Origin of the sequence: Brevibacillus gelatini, from assembly GCF_050920745.1 — a bacterium.
Classification (GTDB): domain Bacteria; phylum Bacillota; class Bacilli; order Brevibacillales; family Brevibacillaceae; genus Brevibacillus; species Brevibacillus gelatini.
Window position 1 is genome coordinate 4092809 of sequence record NZ_CP154342.1, and the last position, 23916, is coordinate 4116724.

Consider the following 23916-nt stretch of genomic DNA (forward strand, 5'->3'; position numbering starts at 1 on the left):
ACAAATTTTCCTTAGGGGCAAACAAGCCTAGTTGCCGAGTGCTGTTTCAAAGTTTACGACAGCCAGATTGTAGTTAAGGATCGCTTTTTGGTACTGGTTCTCGCGATCGGAAAGCTCTTCTTCCGCCTGAATCACTTCCAGTGTAGTCGCAAGGCCGTTTTCAAAGCGCAGGTTTGTCAGGCGGTAGCTTTCGGCTGCCGCGTCTTTCGCTTTTTTCTGGAACTCAATCGCCTCACTTGCCGCACTCAGATTCAGATAAGCCTGGGCAACTTCCTTGGAGATGGTTCGTTTTTGCTCCTCGATCGCCATTTTCGACTTCTCTACGTTGTTGCGGGCTTGACGGCCTTGCAGCGTCGACAATGCCGAATACTCCTCGATCAGCTTGACGTTCAGTTCGGCCAGATTCAGCTCTTCCTGCACCTTTGTCATCTCGATCCGTTTGGAAAGGGCCTGAGCTTGCGCTTGCTCCATTGTAAGGGAAATCGGCGCAACCTGTTTGTTGTTGGAGACGATCTTCCACTTTTTGTTCAGATCAACGCCAAGGAAATCGTTCAGCTCCATGCGTGCCACTTCTACTGCATTTGCTGCGGATGTCAAAGCAGCTTTTGCCCCTGCCACGCCCATTTCGGCTTGCAGAACGTCCGTTTTCGCTTTCGTTCCCACGTCAAACGCTGCTTTGGCCACTTTCAGCTGCGTTTCTGCACGTTTCAGGCTTTGTTGTTTCAATTCGTAGTCATCTTGCGCAAAAATGAGGTTGTAGTAGGCATTTTGCGCACCCAGTCTGATTTTGGATTCTGTAGCTTTTACCGTCAGGGCGTTGAGCTTTTTGTTGATCTCTGCTTGTGCATTCCCTACGTACTTGGCCTTTGCAGCGTTCAATTGTTCTTTTATTCCTTCCAGGGAATCGATCATATCCTTGGACATTTCAGCAGAGGTCGTGTAGGAAAGCACTTCGTTCAAATCCGCGTTTTTCGCGTCAATACGTGCGTTCTGGAGCGTATTATTGGTTTGCAAAGCTTGTTCAATCGCTTTTTCCAGTGTCAGCTCTTCGAGGGCAGCAGCCTGAGATGTCGTGGTATTGCCTGTTTCCGCTGCAACTGTTTGTCCTGTCTGCGCTGTTTTCTCCGCCTCTGCTCCCGTATTGGCAGATGCTGTCATGGTTCCTGCTCCAATTGCGGTTGTAAGTACAGCCGCCAAACCGATGCTCATCCACTTTTTGCTCGAATATGGAAAGTTCACGTGGTTCCACTCCTTTTGCTTGTATTGATTGTAAAACTTTTCACTACCTGAAATATTACAGTTTGTCCCAAGTTCACTATATCACAGAGTAATGTTTCGCACACGAAAAATTAGTGGCCTGCCAGCATTTTCATGAGGGGCACTTTACCATGTATAGTTCATCCCCTTCTGGTTTAGTCCTTCTTCGCCTCATAGATTACTACGATTCTGTGTCAAAAACATTTCAGGATTCGCCAACATTATTTTTGCATGCTATCCTTTTCTTGAGGTGATTGATCGATGCTTACCGAATACAAAACCGTAGCTGGCTATGGAGAGGACACCATCGTCATTGAGCGATCCCGTTTTATCGGCTATGCACAGCGGGTTACGACGGAAGAAGAAGCCGTTGCTTTTATTACCATGATTAAAAAGAAGCATTGGGATGCCACTCACAATTGCTCCGCTTTTGTCATCGGCGAAAACGACCAGATTCAACGGTCGAGCGATGATGGCGAGCCTAGCGGGACGGCAGGCAAGCCGATCCTGGAGTGTATCAAGAAAAATGGCTTAAAGGATACGGTTGTCGTCGTCACCCGTTACTTCGGGGGAATCAAGCTGGGCGCTGGAGGACTTGTCCGGGCTTATACGGCAGGAACGGTTACAGCCTTGAAAGCCGCCAAAATTGTTGTGCATACTTTGCACCAGGCTATCTCCGTTAGCGTGGACTATACGTGGTGGGGCAAGGTGGAGAACGAGCTGCGCATCGGGGAATATCGGGTGAGCGGCACTGATTTTACGGACAAGGTTACGGCGCATGTGCTGATCCCTGAAGGTGGGCAGGATGCGTTTGTGGAGCGTTTTACTGATTTGACGAATGGACAGGCCCAGATTGCCTTGGGGGAGAAGGAGTATGTGGAGGTGCCTGTGGAGGCTGTGGGGGGTGAGTAGTGCGCGGCGGCGGACTTGTCACGGTGCGCGTTTGCAGCCATGAATGTGAAAAAAGGGGCTGTCCAGAAAGTCAGTGTAACCTGACTGCTGGACGCCCCGTTTTTATTAATGTGAAAATTAGGCACAAAAAAATCGCCACATCCTGTAGAATGGAAGTTACCACACTACCAACTCAGAAAGGGCGATTTTTTTGCGTAATCGAACGACTACTACTGAACAGTATATCACGGAACTTTCACTTCCTCTAGGGGATATAGAAAAGAATAGGATTGCCAAACGAAAACTTGCTCCTACATTCAAATCTTACGACAACAAGCAAATCCAAATGATTCTGGATTTGGAATTGTATATCCCGCCCCATCATGTGGCACGTGTCATTGATGAGATGATCGAGGCCATTCCAGACAAGCAGTTGTTCGCGCATTATACAGGGGGCGGTCGCAGCTCCTATCATCCGAAAATGCTGCTGAAAGTCATTCTTTACGGATACTCGCAGAAAGTCTATTCCTGCCGTGGAATCGAAAAGCTGTTGCAAGAGAACATCCCTGCCATGTGGCTGGCTGCGATGCAACAGCCCGACTTTCGGACCATAAACGAGTTCCGTGGTGTACGCATGAAAGCTCTCATAGACGAGTTGTTTGAAACCATGATTCAAAAGCTGATTGCGGACAATTACATCACGATGGAAAACTACTTTCTCGATGGCACGAAGATCGAAGCCAATGCAAACAAGTATTCCTTTGTATGGAAAAAGTCCGTACTTCGCTTTGAAGAGAAGCTGAAGGAAAAGATCCAGGAGACCCTTGCCCATATTCATAGCCTTACCCGACAAGAGGCTGGAGAGTATGTCGCTGTCCATTCAGAGGAACTCCCTGCCAAGCTCGAAGAAGCCGCCGCCGCATTGGAGGAAAAAGTCGAAGAATTGACGGAACAAATCGCTAACACAAGTGAGAGTGCCGAACGGAAAATCTTGCGCCAAGAGCGTAGTGCCCTGAAGCAACCCCTAAAACAAATCCGTGAGGATTTTCTTCCCCGCCTGACGAAGTATGAACAGCAAAAGGTCATCTTCGGTGAGCGCAACAGTTATTCCAAAACAGACCCGGATGCCACGTTTATGCGAATGAAGGAAGACCACATGAAAAATGGGCAGTTAAAGCCGGGATACAACGTGCAAATAGCCACGGAAAACCAGTTTATTTTGTCTTACAGCCTTCATCAACGTCCAACGGATACGCGATGCTTCATTCCACATATGGAACGACTGGCTGCGTCTTCTTTACCGATGCCAAAAACGGTCATTGCCGATGCGGGCTATGGCAGTGAGGAAAACTATTTGTATGCAGTTGGAGAAGAAAAAGAGCCGCGTTTTGATTTTCTCATTCCCTATAGCAACTACATGAAAGAGAAAACGAGAAGTTACCAAAAAGATATACGACATGCATCGAATTGGACGTACGAAGAGTTGGATGATCGATTCATTTGCCCTAACGGCCGAAATGTTCCATTTAAGAAATATCAAACGAAAAAAACACATTCTGGTCTGGAACAGAGCTTCAAGATTTATGAATGTGAGGATTGCAGGGATTGCCCACTCAAGTCAGCCTGTACGAAAGCAAAAGGAAACCGCCAGGTACACTGGAATACGATCTGGGAAGAGTTGAAAGCAAAAGCCAAAGGAGCCCTTGAGGATGACGAGAAGTCCGCTATCTATTTTCGGCGTAAAGTCGAAGTCGAAAGCGTGTTCGGTCACATCAAGGGCAATCGGTCGTTCCGCCGATTTTCCTTGCGAGGGTTGGATAAGGTTCATACAGAGTTTGGGATTGTGGCTTTAGCCCACAATCTACTGAAGGTGGCGAGCATCCGCCTGACTGCCTTCATCAATAAAGAAACGAAGGAACTAAAAAAATGGACGGGAACCTTTCGGTTTTCCGCCCATTTTTTATTTTGGGGACTTATTGGACAGCCCCTTTTTTCTTCATATAATATGTGGGCGAAGGGAATGTAAATTTTTTTGTGTAAATGGGTTTTTAACAGGTGAATGGCTACGTGGGCGGCTTTACATGGAGGGGCGGGCATGATAGGCTCGTTAGCCATGCGATGCAGTGATTTACAGGCATCGCCCAATCGCAAAGAATCATGCCCGCAGAGGCTCCATGTCAAGCCGCCCCAACAGCCCCTTTATGCAGATAGTTCCCCTTGCAAGCGGTCTCCGAAATGGATGGCCAGTTGCGATATACATTCTTTCCAGCTTCGAAGGGGCATGGTCCATTTCTTTGAAGCCTCCATGGTTGCCAGATAGATGATTTTCCGTAAGGCATCGTCGGTTGGATACGCCGTTTTTGTTTTGGTGACCTTACGAAGTTGCCGATGATACCCCTCAATAATATTCGTTGTATAAATCATCTTACGGATTTCTGGGGGATAGCTGAAATAGGCGGTCAATTCAAGCCAGTTGCTTTCCCAGGAGCGAATAATGATGGGATACTTCTTCCCCCACTTGTCTTTGAACATAGCAAATGCTGATTCGGCCTCTTCCAGCGTAAGAGCTTGATAGACTTTTTTTAAATCTGCCAAAACGGCCTTTTCTTCCTTGAACGGTACATATTTCATCGAGTTGCGAATCTGGTGAATGACGCACAATTGAATCTGGGTTCTTGGGAACGCTGCGTTGATTGCTTCGGAGAAGCCCGCCAGTCCATCCTTGCAGGCAATCAAGATATCTTCTACACCACGACTTTTCAGATCTGTGCACACATTGAGCCAGAAGCTCGCACTTTCGTGCTCGCCGATCCAGATGCCCAAAATGTCCTTATGACCAGACATCGAAATGCCGAGAACGCTGTAAGCTGCTTTGTTGACGATTCGATTTTCTTGACGGACTTTAAAATGGATGGCATCCAGAAACACGATGGGGTAAACCCGATCCAGCGGTCTGCATTGCCATTCTGCCACCATTGGCATAATCTTGTCGGTCACCTTGCTAACCATCGCAGGAGATACATCGATTCCGTACAGATCCTTCATGTGTTCCTCAATGTCTCGTGTAGACATTCCTTTAGCATAGAGTGCGATAATTTGCTCCTCCAAGCCATTTGTGGTAGTTTCATGCTTCTTCACAATGTGAGGTTCAAATTCGCCGTTACGGTCACGAGGCACACGAATTTCTGTGTTCCCGAACTTTGTCTTTAGCGTCTTTTTACTATACCCATTCCGACTATTTCCTGAATGATCCCCATCGGTACTATGTTTGGTATAGCCCAAATGGGCATCCATTTCAGCTTCAAACAACTGCTGGATGGTGTCACGGAACAAATCTTTCAGCATGGTGTGCACGTCTTCGATGGTACGGCAATCCTTCGCTAACTCCTTGATCGTCATGTCTCTTTTGTCTTGCATAAATGATCATCTCCTTAATGGGAAGTTTAACCATTTACACAAAACTTTTTACGCTCTCTGGGCGAACTCCGTACTTCATTGCAGCTACTTATTTTTATTGATCCAGGCGTCAACTTTATGCTTCAAGCTGTCTGTACGGTTCTTCCCCGGATTTTCGAGGTCCTCACCGGTTAAAAGCTTGACTGCTGCATAAACGTTCTCTTTCGCTCTTTCCTCATATCGGCGATAATCGTCTAAATCATCTTCATCCGATGTGCGAACCCAATCCTCTAATGCCTCCAACGCCTTTTCTTTATTTCTTACTGCCTCATCCAGCTCATCAATAACATCTTCCATTTTCCGTCTTTCACGCGATCCGATCTGTCTTCCCAATTCGTCAGCCAATGCCTCCATCCGCTCTTCCATGATCGCGATCGGAAGTGTACGATAGTGAACACCTTGCCTAATGAGTTCAAAATTCGGCGTTACGTTTTGCGTCAGTTTGAGATGAACAGCTGAATCAATTTGTTGAGAAGTCATGATTAGGGTTTTCGCCAGAATCGTGATATTTAAAATGTCCTGTTTCATCATTCCGGAATGATACCTGTCGCTCTCATAGGGGATCCCCTTCATTATTTCTTCCTCGATCTCGGATATGCTCTTTGTCCTTGTGGTCGCCCAGCCATAGTAATCTACGTAGCTATCCTTTCCGCCAAAAAAGAGGTGCGCTTCATAAGCTGATGGGTCTTGAAAATACCCAAGTTTATTCATTCTATAAAGCGGCTCTACTGGTACATATACCTGTCCATTAATCAGGATTCCTTTTTCCGTGATTGGCGTTCGGTCAACACTTAAAGCCACTCGCTCATACTCACCCAATTTTCCATAAGGACTTCCACTTATTGCATACACGGTACCAACTCCACTGACCAATACAGCAGCCAGGAGCAAACCTATCGTTTTTTTCATGTAAATCCCCTTCCCTGTTATTTGGCACAAGAAGCCTTCCCCAATAACAGGAAGGCTTCTTGTGATGTTATTTTACTTCTTGAATTCCTGGTATCGTTTTTAGGTAAGCCATGACTCGGCTCATTAGAATAGCCGAATCCGAGCGGAGGATGTTAGCCTTCGGTTCGAAGACGAATCCTTTTTTCGGATCGCTTACATCAACCGGAGAACCGCTAATCAGTTTGAGCTTTGCAATCGCAAGAACATAAGGTTTTGCATAGGGTTCAATCAGATTGAAGTCTTTGAACAACTTCGCCAGATTTGTATTCAAAGCAGCAGGTGTTGTTGGATTGATTTTTAGTTTCAAGGCGCGCGCCAAGATTACCGCAGCTTCTTCTCGGGTAACTTTTCCTTCCGGATTAAAGATTCTTGGGTCCGTCCCTTTGACAATTCCCAATCGCGCAGCCGTTTCGATATGACGATAGTTATATCCGCCGCGATAAGTGAAGTCAGGAATTACGTCGTCAAACGAGAGCGTCTCAAAGTTATCCATTAGCGGAATTTGCAATGCGCGAACTACCATCGCCGCAAATTCTCCGCGTGTAGTCTCATATCCCGGACCAAAATCCAGTGAGCTGCGAGGCAAAATCACACCTTTTGCAAACATTGCTTCCATGTGACTTTTCGCATAGTCATGTCGAACAACGTCACGGAACGAATCGTTCATTTTTCCGACTACATAATAACCAAATCGATCAAACGGCACCTTGATCGTTTTGGCGCTAACATTCACGACTCCACCAATGTTCTCCCATCCAAGGTTATTCGGATCGGGATTGTAACGGAACACCGTCAAGCTGTTAGCAGTATCCGGAACAATGTTGGCATCGAATTTCAATTCAAGTGTTGCCCGCTTGCTAGGTACTAACACTCTATCAGATGGCACATCATTAAAATTGTACAGCTCCGGTTGTTGTTGATCTGGCAGCGCCATGATTGGCAACATTCCATTTGGATAAGGATCATACTCGTCCGTATCTGGATCATCAGCCATACCTGCGTCGATCCAGTATACATTGCTGACCTTTACAAAATGGCTGTCAAACGTGTTCAAGAAATAACCCTTCAAGGATTCAACCGTTTTGTCAAAATTGCGTGGACGATCCACCAGATAGTCATAACGGTCTACTACCCCATCCTGACTGTTTGCAATCGCAAACAAAATTTTGTGCTCCTTGAAAACTTGTCCTCTCAGCTCCTGAGGTACCCGGTTATCAGCTCGAACCAGATAGGTGTCTTTCGGGAAAGTAAGCGAGACCTGGTTCTCGAATACTTTAATCGAGTTCTTCATTGGCGTCATAAATTGCGCACCTGGAATGGTACTTGGGGCATAATAGACATCAAATTTGTCTGTCACAACATCCGAGCCGCGAGTGATCGAAAAAGTAATGGTGTTCTTTTTCCCAGGCTTCAAGTCCGTCACAATTGCTTTCCAGGCATCAGCGGTGTCAATGTCACCATCCAGATCAGTGTCGAACTCCACTTTAGTAGCCTCAATTTTATTAATCACTACTTTGTCGGCGTTTTTGGCGTCAATCACTACTTCCAAGTAGTTCTGGTTAATAGTTGATTGCAAACCAGTGTCAACCGGGCGCAGAATTTTATAGGACAAACCGGTAGCACTCACCTCGATTGAAGCACTCGCTCTGGAGCCGCCATTCAGACCGTTATTGTAAACAGTGAATGTGAAGGATACTTTTGATCCATCACTCGGCAATTGCTGCTTTTCAATCAAGAACGTAAAGTATTTTTTGTCAATGTCATACCACACGGTTACATCTTGCACATGAGCCTTTTTAGCTGTATCGAAAACTTGATCGTCGGATGCATTTACCAACTCATTTTTTCCAAGGCTCCATGTCTTTTTAAATCCATTAGAGCCCTCAACTACAAAGACATACTTGTCATCAGGTAAATCATCAATAGTATCTTCGACTTCTGATTCATCTTTTCCTAAATCAATGAAATCAAAGGTTCCGCCGATATAGAACTCTTGCTCTTTTGTTACAAATACTCCATTTGTTCCGGTAAAGCGTTTATCCGGTTCAATATCTTTATGTTTAATAGAACCTTTGGAGGTGTTGAACGGAAAGATCCCGTTTGTATTCGCTACAGGAATTTCTGGTACGCTGTTAGAGTACAAAGTAACAATGTATTTTCTGTCGTACTTGATATTTCCTTTGTGAAAACTAAACAGTACCGTATTTTGCCCGTCGCGGAACATATCTGATACTACTTTCACGCTATTTTCTGCGGTATCAATCTCGAAGTAATTGGCATCCTTGGTAGGCGTTTGTTTTAACTTAACTTGATTGTTGTTAACCTGCAATTTCATATTAACGTTGTAATCTGATGCTTCAACCACAACGTTCTCAATATGCCCTTTAAAGGAAGCTAATGTATCCTCAATCAAATAAATCGTTGAAGAACTGCCCCGATAGCCGTACCCATTGGACCCATTAGACAAAGTAGGATCATATTTGAAGATCAGGTTGTCGGAGAGCCCCTCAAATTTCAAAACAGGGCCTGTCGCTGAATTGATCTTCACTGTTTTGAATACTGTCGGATTATTTGTTTTATTATAGTAGAAAATCAAGGTTTGACTTCCATCATAAGGCAACTCGGTGATGGAGAAAGTGTACTCATCAGACGTTCCTGTCTGTACAGCTACCGTACTAATGGTAACATTCCCTCTGCTTCCAAAATCATTTATTGCCTCTACACTGATTGCATCTGTGTTCGGAGACGTTTCCCCATATCGTACCTTAAGCTTAATCGCAATCGGTTTTTCATTCAGTATTGTGCCTTCTATCAAGGGTTGGTAGGCAGTGCTTCCGGAAACCTTGTACTCTACCGCCTCAATTTCAGGCGTAGTCGAACTCAAAAACTTATAGCTGAGTGACTTACTGGTTAGATCATCGTATTTGGTAGAGGCAAGTTCGTATGATGCAACCGGATTGTATGCCTGAAAACGAACATACACCTGCTGATCCATGTCAAAAGCTGTGTTAGGTGTCTGTACCTTATCCCCTGTGTACTCGAATGTATAAAGGAGGTATTTTCCTTTGTTCTCGAAGGACTTATAAGTAATATCTGCGTCAGGAATGGTGTACTGCGAAGCCCCTACCTCATGCAGCACTTTTACTACTGACAAGGAAGGATCGACTACTGTTGGAGTAGTCGGATCATCAGGAACAAATGATGATGATGGTTCATTCGGAATAATAACCGAGCCTGTGAACTTGGATTTTCCAGCTCTTAATGCCTCAGTATTATGATTGGGATCCGTTGAATTAACCTTTTGAATCAGCGGGGCACCCAAAGGCTGATATTCACCGGTGTCATAAGCCATTTTGACATCATAGAACGTACCATTTCCATCGAAGTAAATGACTTCACGCTTCACTTCAATGGTCTGGTTGTTATTTTGCAGATGGAAGATTAGCGTGTTCAGGCCCCGCTCCAGTTTAATTTTGCTTACAATGAAGTGTGCCTCCGCATCCTGGTCGACATTTCCTGAAACCGTATCTGTTCCATTGCTAATCAAAACTTTTTCTACGTTAGGAGCATTACCCTCAATGGTGAAAAATGAACCGCTCGCCGTGAAATCTTTAGTTACAATCGTGCGGCCAGTTGCATCCAGCGGCAAGGTTCCTCCACCGCCGATAAACTGCAAATTATAAAGCAACGGGGTGCTGATGTACTCGACTTCATAAACGCTTTTTACATCTGCCGTCCCTCGTTTACCGCTAAAGGTGATGATATTTTGACCATCAAACAATTCAATGTTTGTGACAGTGATTTGTGTACCGTCATCAGAAACGGAAATACCGCGATTGGTTTCTGGCGTTTCCCTGTTGGAGGACACACTCTTAACCGAATAAGTAATCCCTTGTGGTGACACTTGGTTAAGCTGCCCTTTTAAAGTCAAAAATTTATAATTCACTTTCGTGGCGACATCTCGAAAGATAAAATTCGTTTGGCTGTTGTTGTTCTCTCCAAACGCTTCCGCTTTCATCGGAAACATTGGAAATAATGTTACCATCATGGAGAAAACGAGCAGCAGGCAAAAGACTCGCTTTAACATTATTTTCCCTCCTGTAAATTGATTTTTGAAAAGGCAGTTATCGTTAAGCCTTCTACACTATCTATTCGCCTAACGCTACTGTGCACTCAGAACGAATGATCTGAAACGGCTTAACAGAAACGATAAACGGGGGACGATCGTTTTCGGCGAAGCCAGAAACCTCAAATTCCTCTTTCACCTCTCCATTTCCTATACTCCCCTTGTCTACGTATTCCCTCATTTACATATCGGAAAAAAAAGGGCAAAGGTTTAGGAAATCCAGACATTTTCTGTATCAGGCATCATAACAAAACCCCTGCATCACAGATACAGGGGTCTTTCCTATGATAATCAATTCATCCGCCTCTCCTGCTCAGCCTGCTTGATCTTCAACCGTCTATACGCATTAATCAGCGGGCGGTGGCGGCGGCTGACAAGTCCGACGATTTCCGTGCCAAGATGGATCGCGATCAGGAGTACGACCATGACGATGATGGTCGTCCACTTCGTCGTTTTTGTGAGCAGGATCGCCATTGTGCCGAAGAAGATGCTGATGGAGTAGATGGTAAGTACAGTGGAACGATGGGACAGGCCCATGTTCAGCAAGCAGTGGTGCAGGTGGCCTTTGTCCGGGCTGGAGATCGGCTTTTTGTTCACGATGCGGCGCACGATTGCGAAGAACGTGTCCCAAAGCGGAACGCCGAGCACAACGATCGGGATGATGAAGGAAACGAAGAGCGCTTCCTTGAAGCCCATGATCGACAGTGCAGCCAGGTTGAAGCCCAGGAAAAGGGAACCGGTGTCGCCCATGAACAGGCGGGCCGGGTGAAAGTTAAAGTAAAGAAAGCCAAGAATCGCCCCCAAAAGCACAAAACAGTAGGTGGCAACCTTGTAATCGTCCATCAGTAGAGCCATGACGCCCATCGTACCTGCCGCGATAGCGGAGACGCCTGCGGACAAGCCGTCCAGGCCGTCGATCAGGTTGACCGCGTTGGTTACGCCGACGATCCAGAACATCGTGAGCGGAATAGCCAGCCAGAAAAGCCAGCCGCTGCTAAAGTCAATACTGCCCGAATACGGCAGATTGACGACGCCGATTTTCAGTCCGAACGGGATGACGACAATCGCTGTGGCGATCAGTTGACCGATCAGCTTCCATTTCGGTGAGAGCTGGTATTTGTCATCCAGCATGCCTACAGCCATCACGATGGTGCTTCCAATGAAAATTCCCAGCATTTCCGACATGCTGGCGTAAGGAACGAACAGGAAGAAAGCGGCCAGATAGCCCAGGTAAATAGCCAGTCCGCCCATGCGGGGCATAATTCGCGTATGTACCTTGCGCTGGTTGGGAGCGTCTACCGCCCCGATCTTTTCAGCCAGTTTTTTTACATACGGTGTCGCAATAAACGATACGATCAGCGAAGTCAAAAATCCAAGGATTAATGTAGACATCGACTGTTCTCCTCTCTACGGATGCATCTAGGAACGGCTACTCCATTTTTCTTTCAATACGGTCCATACAAACCGGGGAATAGCCAGCTGACGCTTCCAGCGAGATGGCTGAGAAGCTAGTCGGTAAAACCATTCCAAGTGCAATTTTTGCCAAATTTCCGGCGCTCGTTTTACTTTTCCGGAGATGACATCGAAGCTGCCGCCTACCCCCATCATCAGGGAGGCATTCAGGCGATCGCGGTACTTCACCATCCATTGGTCCTGTCTGGGCGCACCCAGTGCAACGAACAAAAGCTCCGGCCTCGCCTCGGCAATCTCCTGCACGATGCGTTCCTCGTCTTCTTCCCGGAAATATCCGTCCCGGTATCCGACGATGCGCGCGTTCGGGTAGCGAGCTGCGAGCTTTTCCGCTGCCAGACTGATGACATCGGGCTTGGCACCGAGCAGGTAGACTCCCCACTGGCGCTCGTTCGCTTCTGCCATCAACGCTTCCAGCAGTTCCACGCCGGTAACGCGCTCGCGGATTGGCTGATTCGTCCATTTGGCAGCGTAGACAATGCCGATTCCATCGGGAACCACGTGGGCTTGTTCCACAATCGATTGAAAAGCGCGATCCGCTCTCGCCAGCATGACGATTTCCGGATTGGCCGTTACGACATGGGTCTTTTGGCCGTTTTCAATGCGCTCTGTTATATATGCGACTGTCTCGCGAAAGCCGCGAGTCGAGAATGGCACACCCAAGATGTTTGCGACCTGTTTGGTCAATGTTTTCACCTTCAATATATAAGTTGCCCACTAGCCATTCTACCCGAAAAGAAAAGCACATTCAAGAATATCATGAATGTGCTTTATTTCCTGCCGTCAAGGCAAACATCAGTCCGCCCTCTGCGACCACTTTCCCATTTACGCTGGCCTTCCCGTGCCCTTTGCCGACCGAACCGCGTACGCGTGTCAGCTCTACTTCCAGCGTCAGCGTATCGCCAGGCTTCACCTGATCCTTGAAACGAAACTCGTCAATGCCGGCAAACAGCCCGATTTTTCCTTGATGCTCCTCCATGCTGAGGATAGCGACAGCTCCGACTTGTGCCAACGCTTCGACAATCAGGACGCCAGGCATGACCGGATAGCCAGGAAAATGCCCCTGGAAAAACGGTTCGTTCACTGTTACGTTCTTGATCCCGACTGCGCGTTTTCCTTGCTCCAGCTCTTCAATTTTGTCCACCAGCAAAAACGGATAGCGGTGCGGAATGATTTCCTGAATCTGTGTAATATCAAGCGGTGCTTTGAATTCCATGTTTGATCGCTCCATTTCCATACTTTATCTGGGCTTGTCCGTGTATGAAGTCCAGTCAGCAAACTGAGAATAAACGTAACTCCCGCCTCCGCCAAGTCGGCTAAAGCGGGGTTGAAATAGAAGGGGCACTTCCTCCCCAAACGGGAAGTGCTCTTTTATTCATCCCTTACGTGCGGTTTAACAGCCGAAACTTCCCTAAATAGATCGCGCTCGTGATAAACGAGAACGCGATTACCGTCCACAATATTGCTTCGCTGTATTGATAGCGATACATGACAAGCGGTATGACCAAATACAAAAGAACTGTTGTCAACTTGCCGTATGCATTTGCTGGTACCGTTTTTTTGCCCCGGAAGTGGTAAATGGCGCCTGTTATTATCATGGCCAGATCGCGCATAAAGAAAAACAGGGCGGCCCACGCGCTGATTCGCTCTGTCAAAAACAACGAGGCGATCACCGCCAACATCATTAACTTGTCTGCCAGAGGGTCCAACATCATTCCGATTGTGGTCACAAGCTTATGTTTCCGCGCGATGTACCCATCTGCGATATCCGTGATCCCCGCCAAAATCAGAATGCCCAGAGCGATTTCGACGTGAAAAGGAACCCCGGAGAAAAAAACATACAGGTACAAAGGGATGAGCACGATGCGAAAGATCGTAAGCAAATTAGGAAGATTCACGGACATCCCTCCGTAGCATAAATCGTCGCTTCCTTTTTCAACCACTCGATCTATTATACTCTGTGGACAAACTGTGCAACAAGTCCCGCAAAAAAACAGGCAGCCCCAACCATTCGGTCCGGGCTTGTCCAACCTGCTCTTTTCTTCCGTTGCTTACGTATCCGCAAAAAGCAAGTCCCACATATGCTTGTACGTCCCAAGGTCAAATACTTCCGCCGCCGGCTTGTTGCCCACTACTCCGTAGCCGATCACCAAACCGATGACGAGAGAGAAAAACAACAGGATTGGGACCAGCACAAGTTTGGCAACCGTCACTCGCCAGTTTCTGCCGCTCCGTTCCCGCTCTTTCGGCTTTTTCCTGACCTCTTCGATATCACGCGGGAACCTTCTGCCCTTCCCTTGGTCCATGCTCCTCTCCTCCGTCATCCCTGTTTGTATGAATTATCTGCTGCGCAGCGAGTTGGCAATCTCCATCATCTGATCGCTGATGCCAATCGCCCGCGAATTCAGTTGGTAGGCGCGCTGAATGTTCACCAGCTGGGACATTTCCTGTGTCATCGTCACGTTGGAGCCTTCCAGTGCCCCCTGGCGCAGTTTGGCAACGCGCAGTTCAATGGCGTTCTCATACTTGTCCATCGGGTTTTCCTCGGTATCAAGCTCGGCATCAAACAAATTTTGCCCTACCTGCTGCAATTGATCCGGGTTGTCCACTTTCCAGACGCCGATCTTGAAAGTATCTCCATTGGCAGAAATCTCGCCGTCTGGCGTAATTTTAATGTCTTCGATCGGCTCCTGCAAAACGATGCTCACACCGTTCTCGTCCGTGAGAATATGTCCGGATGTCGTGTGCAGCACATAGCCGCGTTCGTCATCATCGTATTGTATCTTGAAAGAACCGTCCCGCGTAAAGCGACTTTCTTCCCGAATTATCTCTCCTGCTGCATCCTTGATTTTCTTTGTCACCAGAAAATAGCCTGGCCCTTCAATCACCACGTCTGTCGGTTTTCCGGTCTCCTCGATGCTGCCCGGGGCGAGATCCAACCTGGTCATGCCAAGGCGAGCACCACTGCCTATGCGCAAGCCAGCGGCCGAACTGCGATTCTGATTGTCCATGGCAGGCTGATCCGTCATCGAATCGGAGAGAAGCTCGGAAAACGACGCCGTCCTGCGCTTGTAGCCGACTGTATCAATATTCGCCAGGTTGTTGGCCGTATTGTCCAACGCCTGCTGAATGCCGCGCATAGCCGATGTAGATATGTGAAGCGACTGCATCGTTACTACCTCCTATTATCCATTTACCCGTCCGATTTCATTAGCGGCCTTGTCCAGTGTGCCATCAATCGTCGTAATTACCCGCTGATTCGCCTCATACGCACGCAGCACGCTCATCATGTTTGTGATCGTTTGTGCCGGGTCTACATTGGAACGCTCGCTCCAGCCCTGCTGCAAGCCGTAGCGCCCTGTAATGGCAGGCGTATTGTACTCCCCGGCTGCCAGTGCAGCCTGATCCTCCGCTTCCGCATCCTCGATTGACTGTACCTCTATGTCTCCCTCATAGCGGAAAACGCTTGTTCCCTCGCGAGCGAGCTTCTTCGGATCTGTCACGACACTCAGGCCCAGACGCGAATGAGTGGGCAGCGGCTGGTATTCTTCGTCCTCCGAATTTCTGTAGAGCAACTCACCAGCCTGATTGATTTTCAGGTTCTGGCCGACATTGATCCCGGTGTTCGGATCGTTCAGCCGAATTGCCTGATTTTGGTCGTCGAGGATATAGTATCCGTCCGACGTCATCAGGTAGCCCTCCGCGTCCACACGCCAGTTGCCGTTCCTCGTGTAGCGGATATCCTCTGGCTCAGCTGGCTGCGTCAAGTCCTCAATGCGTGCCACGCTGTAAAACAGCCGGCGTTCATTGCCGTCCTGATCGGGCTGCAGGTTGTCCATGAGCGCGACATCGTACGGATTGTTCGACTCCTCGATGTCCCCTTGTGTAAAATTCGGGAGTGCTTCCGACATGTACACGCCGGTGTGCAGCCGTCCGATTACCGCAGGCTGTCCCGGCATACTCGGAACACCTGGAAATTCAGGTCCTTCCGAATCGCGCATGCGCGAGAGAAGCTGTTCCGGAAACGCTCGCATCACACCGATGTCCTGCTTGTAGCCAGGAGTATTGATGTTAGCCAGATTATTCGCCAGCGATTCTTGCTTGTTTTGCAAGGCCAGCATGCCAGATGCAGACGTATACAAGCCTCTAATCACGTCATCTTACCTCCTGAATAATCGCTTATTCGAGTGAGCTGGTACTTTGTCAAGGTATTCCAGCATCATTCCGGTCCCTTTGGCTACGCACATCATCGGTTCTTCCGCTACCAGCACAGGAACCTTCAGTTCCTCCGCCAAAATCTCGTCAATACCGTGCAAAAGTGCTCCGCCGCCGGTCAGGAAAACACCCTTATCAATTATATCGGCAGAAAGCTCAGGAGGTGTTCGTTCCAAAACAGATTTGGAGGCTTGTACAATCGCGCTCACCGACTCGGCCAGGGCTTCTTGGACTTCGACCGATTTAATGGTAATGGTTTGCGGCAAGCCGCTTACCATGTCTCGGCCCCGAATGTCCATTTCGTCCTGGCGCCTGCCGGATACAGTTCCGATCTGTACCTTGATATCTTCAGCCGTACGCTCTCCGATCAGCAGTTTGTATTTATTTTTTATGTACCGCATAATAGCCACATCGAATGTGTCTCCAGCTACTTTGATGGAGGATGACGTGACGATGTCACCCATAGACAATACCGCAACATCGGTCGTACCCCCACCAATATCGACTACCATATTTCCGGACGGCTGAAAAATATCCATTCCTGCCCCTACTGCAGCCACTTTCGGTTCTTCTTCGATAAACACCTGTCTTGCGCCGCCACTGCGCTCTGCCGCCTCGCGAATCGCCTTTTGCTCGACAGACGTAATGTTCGTCGGACAGCAAATCAAAATGCGCGGGCGTGCAAACATGCTTTTCCCGCCAATTTTGTTCAAAAAGTGCTTCAGCATCGCTTCCGTAATCTCAAAATCGGCAATGACCCCTTCGCGCAAAGGTCGGATCGCCACGATGTTTCCTGGGGTGCGGCCCACCATGCGATGTGCTTCGTGCCCCACAGCCAATACTTTCCTTGTATTACTATCTATTGCCACGACAGATGGTTCGTCCAGGACAATCCCCTTGCCTTTTACATACACCAAGACATTGGCCGTCCCCAAGTCGATCCCGATATCTTTGCCAAACATGAAAGGTCCTCCCTGTTACCAGTTACATTTCTATCTAATATCATAGGCTCTTCTACGTGAGAGGACAAGAAAATTATTTATTGGACGCCTTCCTCCTGTTCTACGCGGACTTTTTTACTGCGCCGCTTATACTTGATCTTGGTTGCTTCGCCTCCCCGCAAATGTCTGATCGCTTTGTGATATTCCAAAATTTCCTTTACCTGGTTGGCCAGCTCCGGATTTATTTCAGGCAATCTTTCCGTCAAGTCCTTGTGCACTGTGCTTTTGGAAACACCGAACTCTTTGGCAATCATCCGTACCGTATTTCGCGTTTCTACAATATATCTGCCAATCTTGATGGTCCGTTCTTTGATGTAGTCGTGCACATTACTCGCCTCCTTGTATCTACATTGTCTGATACAATATATGGGTGCGCGGGGACACATATTCTACGTTTCCAAGCCTGACAAGCCAGCACGGACGCATCTTTTTTCCACGGTTTGTACCAAAAGCAAAAAAAAGCACCCGCAAAACGCTTGATTTTGCAGGTGCTGTTCCATTATTTCGGTGATTATTGATTTTTCGTTTCCGCTTGCAGCAAATATTGCTGAGGGTTGACTGGTTTGCCGTCCACGTGTACTTCGAAGTGGAGATGGACGCCAAAGTCTTTTTCATACTCGCTGCGGCCGGCTGATCCGATGACCTGGCCTTGTGTCACTTCATCGCCCGGTTTGACTGTGATGGTTTCCAGGCTTTGATAAACCGTAACCATTTTGTCAGTGTGCTCTACTTCAACGGTTTTGCCGACGAGCGGATCGTTTTCCACCTTGGTGACTTTTCCGGCGAGCGCTGCCACTACATCAAAGCTCTTGCCGTCGGTTGCTTTCAAATCAATTCCCGTGTGCGGGTAGAAGGAGTTGCCGTACTTGACGAGTGCTTTTTGCTGCTCGTCTTTGGACGCCTGTTCATCGTAGTAGCCCATTCCCAGCTCGTACTGAACGTTTTTCCCTACAGGCCATGCCAACGGTTGGGCGCCGCTTGTCACGGGTACCGCTTCTTCGTTTTGCTCTGGAGTCTCAGGAGCCGCCGGAGTAGTCACTGCCACGTCATCCGCGACATTCGTCATGTTGGAGACTGTGTCCATGACGCTGCCCTGATACCACATCACAAAAGCGAGAATGATTGCTGCGGTTCCGATGTAGATTGCGGGGAACGCCCACTTCTTGCCCAAAACTTTTTTCCAGGCACTTGCCTTCTTGAATGGAATCGGTTGATTTTGATTTTTTTGATCTTCCATTTTATTCATCACCTCATCCCTCAGTATCGCCAGAATTTTGACGAATAAACCTGAGAGAGAAGGGAAAAGTAAAAATTTGCATCTTTTTTGCTAGGCTCGCATGACTTTTGCGTAATTCTGCAAACTGATTCCCTGGTAGAAATGCTTCACGATTTGCTCGGCGGTTTTTCCGCTCTTGGCCATGCCGTTTGCCCCCCACTGGCTCATGCCGACTCCGTGGCCGTATCCTTTTGTCGTAATAAAGACTTGATTTCCTCTTAGCTCCAGCGTGAAGGATGACGAATTCAAATTCAGCTTTTCGCGAAATTCCCGTCCGGTGAACTCCTTGCCGCCAATGCTGATCTTGCCGACCCGATTGCCTGTCGTTCGCGACTCAATCCGGTACCAGGCCCCATTGGAGGAAGCCTCCTGCGACAGCTTGACACCCAGCTCTATTTCCAGCTCCGCCGTTGACTTGACCACGGTTTCTTCATAACGGGGCGACTCGATATCCCAGGGACTGGCTACGCTTTTCAAATAAGGGATCGGCTTTTCCCAGTATTCATCCGAGTTTTCAGTGAATCCGTTGCTGGTGGAAAAAAATGTCGCATCAATCGGCTCTCCCTGGTAGGTCAGTACAATCCCCGCTGTTGACTGGACAGCTTGCTCGATGCGTCTGTTTTTCCATTCAAATTGATCTTTCCAACGTTCGCGGCGCTGTGCTTCATCCATATAGACCTGATGCTGGACGGTATCCAGCACCTGTGCCCCCGCCGGAACGTCGTCGAATTTCCCTTGCTTTAGCCTGCGCACGATATACGTTCTGGCTGCCATCGCCTGGGCCTTCAGCGCCTCCAGCTCAAATTCGGCAGGCATCTCGGCAGCTACTACCCCGGCAATGTACGTTTCCAGCGGCAACGTCTCCACCACCTTTTTTTCTGTTCGGTAGACCTTGATGGAAAGCTGCGGGTCAGCAGCGGCCATCGCTGGTTTGTCCTGCCTCTGGACGACAGCGTTTGGCTGCGTGGCGGATTCGTGCGAGGGGGCAAACAGATAGACCAGCGCCGCGGGCATCAGGACGAGCAAGATCGGCAAAGTGATAAACCCTATGAGCAAGTAGCGTTTCATCCAGTGATCCTCCCCGTTAAGTGCTAGACACTTTCAGTCTATGTCCTGCCATAGACCCATAGAACGAGAGAGTCAGAGAGTCGCGAGGAAACAAAAAAAGACTCCCTGCTTGTGCAGAGAATCTTCGTTTTTGTCATATGACTGACACATTGGTTACGCAAAATTAGGAGAGAAGCTTACCTTGATGGTTTCCGGGACTACGGCTTCCCGCTTTTTCTCCTCTGGGCCTACACGCTCTACATCAGCTCCGAGCGCCAGCAGCTTTTCCGTAAAGTTCACATACCCGCGGTCGATATGATGGAGAGCTGTAACCTCCGTCTCTCCCTCGGACACAAGTCCGGCCAGCACCAATGCCGCGCCTGCGCGCAAATCGGTAGCGGCTACCTTGCTTCCGGTCAGCTTGGCGCCGCCTTCCACAATCGCACTGCGTCCTTCGATCTTGATATTGGCATTCATGCGGCGGAACTCTTCCACGTGCATGAAGCGATTTTCAAAAACGGTCTCGGTGACGATGCTTGTCCCTTCGGAAACAAGCAAAAGCGCCATCATTTGCGACTGCATGTCCGTCGGGAAGCCTGGATACGGCAGCGTCTTGAGATCGACCGCCTTGAGCGGACCAGTCCGGCGAACGCGAATGCCGTTCTCCTGCTCGTCTACTTCCACGCCCATCTCCCGCAGCTTGGCAGTGACGGATTTCAGGTGGTCGCAAATCGCGCCTTCCACAAAGACATCTCCACCTGTAATCGCTGCGGCTACCATGAAGGTTCCTGCCTCGATCCGGTCAGGGATGACGCAATGCGTGCAGCCCTTCAGCTTATCCACGCCTTCAATGCGGATGGAGCCTGTTCCCGCCCCGCGAATTTTTGCTCCCATTCTGTTCAGGAAGTTGGCGAGGTCGACAATCTCTGGCTCTTCTGCCGCGTTTTCAATCACGGTCGTGCCTTCGGCCAAAGTCGCTGCCATCATGATATTTTCCGTTGCGCCGACACTTGCAATATCGAGGTAGATTTTTGCCCCTTTCAATCGCCCGTCCACTTTTGCATCAATAAACCCTTGTCCGATCTCGATTTTGGCTCCCATAGCCTCAAACCCTTTCAGGTGTTGGTCGATCGGGCGAGTACCAATGGCACAACCACCTGGAAGAGCGACGCGAGCCTGTCCTTTTCTAGCCAAAAGCGGCCCCATTACCAGGAAGGATGCACGCATTTTGCGGACCAGTTCATAGGATGCTTCCACGCTGGTGAGCTCGGAAGCATGGATTGTCAGCACTTCATGATGATATGTAAGGGAGATTCCCATCGATTTCAAGAGGTCGCATATTGTCCTGACATCGTCGAGAGCAGGTACATCCGAGATCACGCATGTTCCTTCTTCTGCCAGGATAGATGCTGCAATAATAGGGAGTACGGCATTTTTGGCGCCAGATACTTTCACATTTCCGGTCAATGCCTTACCACCACGGACAATAATTTTATCCAATGTGTACCCCTCCGCGTGCTAATATTCCACTGTGATGATTGGCGTACCTACAGTGACCCATGTGCCAACATTGTCACTGTCACGGTGTGTTGCCACTTGCAGATTCATCTTTTGCCCGTTTAACGCGATGAATGGTTCCCACATAGGGGTATGTCCGGAAATACTGACAACCGTCTCATCTTGCAAACGTTCCAATTCTGTTGCCTGAAGGGTAGCAAAAATCGACATAATTTTACCCCTCTGTTGGTCAACACTCATCTTAACATTGTACAATCCGCGAATACAAGTGCTAATTTGCGGAATAAAGTCGGCATTTTTCAGGGCTGATGCGAAGGTTTCCTGTATCTGCTCAATATATAGTAGGGATTCACGGCTTCCAGATATGTGCAGCACTAGATATGTGTCAAATGCCCCATTTTTAGAAACACCTGCCACTTCGTAGCGAACCGAAACGCCGTTTTGCATGTATGTAGTCCGATACATAAGAATGTTGCTGTTCCGCGATTCCCCGCCAAGGGAAAGAGGGATCTCCAGCTTTTTTGCCCATGTCCGTGCCAACTCTTTGACTTCTTCCGGGCGCTGCACTTCTCCCAGCGGAACGCGTGCCCGTACCTGGATGGATACGCCCGTTGCTCCTGATTCTTCGAGCGTTTGCATGAGCTTGCTCGCGACAGGTTTTGCTTCCGACGCCTGCGCAGGCATCCAGTATACAGCACATGCTGCCAGCAATAGAGCTAGTGCAAGCAGGCCAGACCATTTCCCCATTTTTACCCTCTCCCCATGTTCATGCGTATCTCTTTGTACTTCTCATTTTGCACATGAAACTGGGTGGATATACCAGCGGATGGGCAGAAGTTTGGGAATCAGGAAAACAGGCTGCTGAAATTCATGGACCAGCCCAAATAATCCAGGAAAAAGCGCGAAACTTCATAGCCGATCACGATCGACAAAAGGACTTGCAGCAGCTTGGCTTGCGCCCCCTGCGGATGCTTGACGATCTTTTCAAAGCGAAATGATTGCAACGCCCACCAGGCGAGTGCAATGAATACAATCGACAGGACGATGCTCAATACGCCGTATACTTCTTGCGGCATGGTTGTTCCTCCTCTTGCAAATCAGTAACCAGAGAAAAAGAAAAAGGGACAGCCCGAAAGCGAGCTATCCCCTCTATTGTACATGATGTGGCGTTTCGTTACGAGTATCACTGAAAGTCGACAGGAAGCATGTTCCCGAAGTCAAACGACGGATTGAAATGAAGCTGTACGTAGTCAGTAACCAGACCCGGGAAGGCTCCGAAGAACACCGTCAGGAGAGCCAGGACGAAAACGAGAGTCCAGATGCCCTTTGGCACGGCGAGCGGTGCTTCGCTCGTTCCCGGACGCATGTACATCTGCCTGATAATCCCGAAGTAATAATAGTAGGAAATGACACTTGTCACGATCATGATCGCTGCCAGCCAGTAGTTTTCCTGGGCCAGAGCGCCCATGAACAGATAGAATTTCCCGAAGAATCCTGCGGTGACAGGAATGCCCGCCAGCGACAACAGGAAAATGCTCATCGCAATCGCCATAATCGGCGAGCGGTGATACAAGCCTGCGAAGCCCTTGATCTCCTCTGTCCCTTGCTCGCGCGTAACTACCATGATGACGGCAAAAGCGCCGAAGCTGACGAGCAAATAGCCGAACAGATAGAAAATCACTTCGCCGAAAAACAGCGTAGTCGGCGGCACGAACGGCACCAGCAAGTAACCCGCCTGCGCGATCCCCGAATAGGCCATCATGCGCTTGACGTTTGTTTGCCGCAGCGCCATCGTGTTCCCGATAATCATAGAGGCTGCCGCCATCACGCCAAGGTACAGGCTCCCTTCCTGGAAAAAGAAGCGGTTTGCCCCGTCGTTGACGTTAAAGAACGAGATCAGCAGAACCCGGAACAACAGCGAGAAGCCTGCCGCTTTTGATACAACTGCCAAAAACGCCGTGACTGGAGTCGGAGCGCCCTGGTAAACGTCCGGTGCCCACATATGGTTGGGAGCCGCAGATATTTTAAAGGCAAGACCGACCGCCAAAAAGGCAAAGGCCATGTAGACGAGGAACTGGTAGCCGGCCATTCCAGCCTCCGCCAGGCGGAACGAGATTTCGTAAATGTTGGTTGTTCCCGCCAGTCCGTACACATAGGACATACCGAACAGCGTAATGGCTGTGGCGATTCCGCCCGAGACGACATACTTGAAAGCCGACTCGTTTGATTGCAGCGACCTTTTTCGCAGGCCGACAAGCGTGTAGGACGACAGGGACAAAAGCTCAAGACCTACGAACAGCGTAATCAGGTCGGCCGAGGACGCCATGACCATCGCCCCCAAAAGACCCGTCAGCATCAAATAATAATACTCTCCCTTATGGGTAACTTCTCCCTTTTTCAAATACGAGAGAGAAATCAGGATCGCAAATGCCGTCCCGCCCAGGAAAAGCAGCTTGAACGCGTTGCCGTAGTCATCCACGCGAATCATGTCCGCCATGTAGCTGTACGGCTTGTCGAGTACATTGACGTTGACGAAGACAAACACCATGGCCAGCACTACCCCCGCCAGGGACAGCCAGCCGATCACCTGCCTGCCAAGGCGCTTGCCCGCGAACAGGTCCAGGAGCGACAAAATCGTCGCAAAACCGAGAATGATAAATTCGGGCAGAAGGTAGCTCCAGTCATATGAGAAAATATCTTTTACGTCCATG

21 protein-coding genes are annotated in these 23916 nt (G+C 48.8%); 2 read left to right on the forward strand and 19 right to left on the reverse strand.

The features are described from left to right. Window positions 1–27: 27 nt before the first annotated feature. A complete protein-coding gene (locus AAFJ72_RS19725; RefSeq protein ID WP_432775399.1) occupies window positions 28–1239 on the reverse strand; it encodes a TolC family protein in 1212 nt (403 codons plus the stop codon). Window positions 1240–1518: 279 nt separating this feature from the next. Here AAFJ72_RS19725 and AAFJ72_RS19730 point away from each other — a divergent pair, with 279 nt between their 5' ends. Together AAFJ72_RS19730 and AAFJ72_RS19735 are read left to right on the forward strand one after the other, a co-directional pair. Beyond that, a complete protein-coding gene (locus tag AAFJ72_RS19730; RefSeq protein ID WP_432775400.1) occupies window positions 1519–2169 on the forward strand; it encodes a YigZ family protein in 651 nt (216 codons plus the stop codon). A gap of 190 nt (window positions 2170–2359) precedes the next feature. After that, window positions 2360–4174 carry an IS1182 family transposase gene (locus AAFJ72_RS19735; protein WP_432775401.1) on the forward strand — a complete coding sequence of 605 codons (1815 nt, stop codon included), beginning with the start codon at window positions 2360–2362 and terminating at the stop codon, window positions 4172–4174. A 173-nt stretch (window positions 4175–4347) separates the two neighbouring features. Here AAFJ72_RS19735 and AAFJ72_RS19740 read toward each other — a convergent pair whose 3' ends face one another. The 18 genes from AAFJ72_RS19740 to nuoN all read right to left on the reverse strand — a co-directional run bounded on the left by AAFJ72_RS19740 (window position 4348) and on the right by nuoN (window position 23915). Next, on the reverse strand, window positions 4348–5565 hold the full coding sequence (locus AAFJ72_RS19740; RefSeq protein ID WP_003842338.1) for an IS256 family transposase: 1218 nt from the start codon (window positions 5563–5565) through the stop codon (window positions 4348–4350). 84 nt (window positions 5566–5649) lie between these two features. Then, a complete protein-coding gene (locus AAFJ72_RS19745; protein WP_432775402.1) occupies window positions 5650–6513 on the reverse strand; it encodes a hypothetical protein in 864 nt (287 codons plus the stop codon). 67 nt (window positions 6514–6580) lie between these two features. Then, the gene (locus AAFJ72_RS19750; protein WP_432775403.1) at window positions 6581–10639 is read right to left on the reverse strand and encodes an S-layer homology domain-containing protein; all 4059 of its coding nucleotides are present in this window, start codon (window positions 10637–10639) and stop codon (window positions 6581–6583) included. Window positions 10640–10969: 330 nt separating this feature from the next. Beyond that, window positions 10970–12070 carry a glycosyltransferase family 4 protein gene (locus AAFJ72_RS19755; RefSeq protein ID WP_432775404.1) on the reverse strand — a complete coding sequence of 367 codons (1101 nt, stop codon included), beginning with the start codon at window positions 12068–12070 and terminating at the stop codon, window positions 10970–10972. 27 nt (window positions 12071–12097) lie between these two features. Next, complete coding sequence (locus tag AAFJ72_RS19760) at window positions 12098–12835, reverse strand: WecB/TagA/CpsF family glycosyltransferase (protein ID WP_432775405.1); 738 nt, start codon at window positions 12833–12835, stop codon at window positions 12098–12100. Between the two features lie 70 nt (window positions 12836–12905). Further along, the gene (gene fabZ / locus AAFJ72_RS19765; RefSeq protein ID WP_432775406.1) at window positions 12906–13364 is read right to left on the reverse strand and encodes a 3-hydroxyacyl-ACP dehydratase FabZ; all 459 of its coding nucleotides are present in this window, start codon (window positions 13362–13364) and stop codon (window positions 12906–12908) included. Between the two features lie 166 nt (window positions 13365–13530). Then, window positions 13531–14052, reverse strand: a complete 522-nt coding sequence (locus AAFJ72_RS19770) for a CDP-alcohol phosphatidyltransferase family protein (RefSeq protein WP_122902809.1) — start codon at window positions 14050–14052, stop codon at window positions 13531–13533. 147 nt (window positions 14053–14199) lie between these two features. Further along, window positions 14200–14454, reverse strand: coding sequence for a DNA-directed RNA polymerase subunit beta (locus AAFJ72_RS19775; protein ID WP_122902810.1), 255 nt, complete (start codon window positions 14452–14454; stop codon window positions 14200–14202). Window positions 14455–14487: 33 nt separating this feature from the next. Beyond that, window positions 14488–15318 (reverse strand): flagellar hook-basal body protein, encoded by an 831-nt coding sequence (locus AAFJ72_RS19780; protein WP_432775407.1) that lies wholly within the window; start codon window positions 15316–15318, stop codon window positions 14488–14490. Window positions 15319–15333: 15 nt separating this feature from the next. After that, on the reverse strand, window positions 15334–16302 hold the full coding sequence (locus tag AAFJ72_RS19785) for a flagellar hook-basal body protein (RefSeq protein WP_432775408.1): 969 nt from the start codon (window positions 16300–16302) through the stop codon (window positions 15334–15336). 6 nt (window positions 16303–16308) lie between these two features. Further along, window positions 16309–17325 carry a rod shape-determining protein gene (locus tag AAFJ72_RS19790; RefSeq protein ID WP_122902813.1) on the reverse strand — a complete coding sequence of 339 codons (1017 nt, stop codon included), beginning with the start codon at window positions 17323–17325 and terminating at the stop codon, window positions 16309–16311. Between the two features lie 77 nt (window positions 17326–17402). Then, window positions 17403–17690 carry a sporulation transcriptional regulator SpoIIID gene (gene spoIIID, locus AAFJ72_RS19795; RefSeq protein ID WP_122902814.1) on the reverse strand — a complete coding sequence of 96 codons (288 nt, stop codon included), beginning with the start codon at window positions 17688–17690 and terminating at the stop codon, window positions 17403–17405. A 185-nt stretch (window positions 17691–17875) separates the two neighbouring features. Then, window positions 17876–18601 (reverse strand): peptidoglycan DD-metalloendopeptidase family protein, encoded by a 726-nt coding sequence (locus AAFJ72_RS19800; protein WP_432775409.1) that lies wholly within the window; start codon window positions 18599–18601, stop codon window positions 17876–17878. Window positions 18602–18691: 90 nt separating this feature from the next. Beyond that, the gene (gene spoIID / locus AAFJ72_RS19805) at window positions 18692–19708 is read right to left on the reverse strand and encodes a stage II sporulation protein D (RefSeq protein ID WP_432775410.1); all 1017 of its coding nucleotides are present in this window, start codon (window positions 19706–19708) and stop codon (window positions 18692–18694) included. Window positions 19709–19861: 153 nt separating this feature from the next. Further along, on the reverse strand, window positions 19862–21187 hold the full coding sequence (gene murA, locus AAFJ72_RS19810) for a UDP-N-acetylglucosamine 1-carboxyvinyltransferase (protein ID WP_122902818.1): 1326 nt from the start codon (window positions 21185–21187) through the stop codon (window positions 19862–19864). Window positions 21188–21205: 18 nt separating this feature from the next. Continuing rightward, window positions 21206–21952, reverse strand: a complete 747-nt coding sequence (locus AAFJ72_RS19815) for a YwmB family TATA-box binding protein (RefSeq protein WP_432775411.1) — start codon at window positions 21950–21952, stop codon at window positions 21206–21208. Between the two features lie 98 nt (window positions 21953–22050). Beyond that, window positions 22051–22281: a DUF1146 family protein gene (locus AAFJ72_RS19820; protein WP_122902820.1), complete on the reverse strand. Its 231-nt coding sequence runs from the start codon at window positions 22279–22281 to the stop codon at window positions 22051–22053. Between the two features lie 107 nt (window positions 22282–22388). Then, the gene (gene nuoN, locus AAFJ72_RS19825; protein ID WP_122902821.1) at window positions 22389–23915 is read right to left on the reverse strand and encodes an NADH-quinone oxidoreductase subunit NuoN; all 1527 of its coding nucleotides are present in this window, start codon (window positions 23913–23915) and stop codon (window positions 22389–22391) included. Window position 23916: the final 1 nt, after the last annotated feature.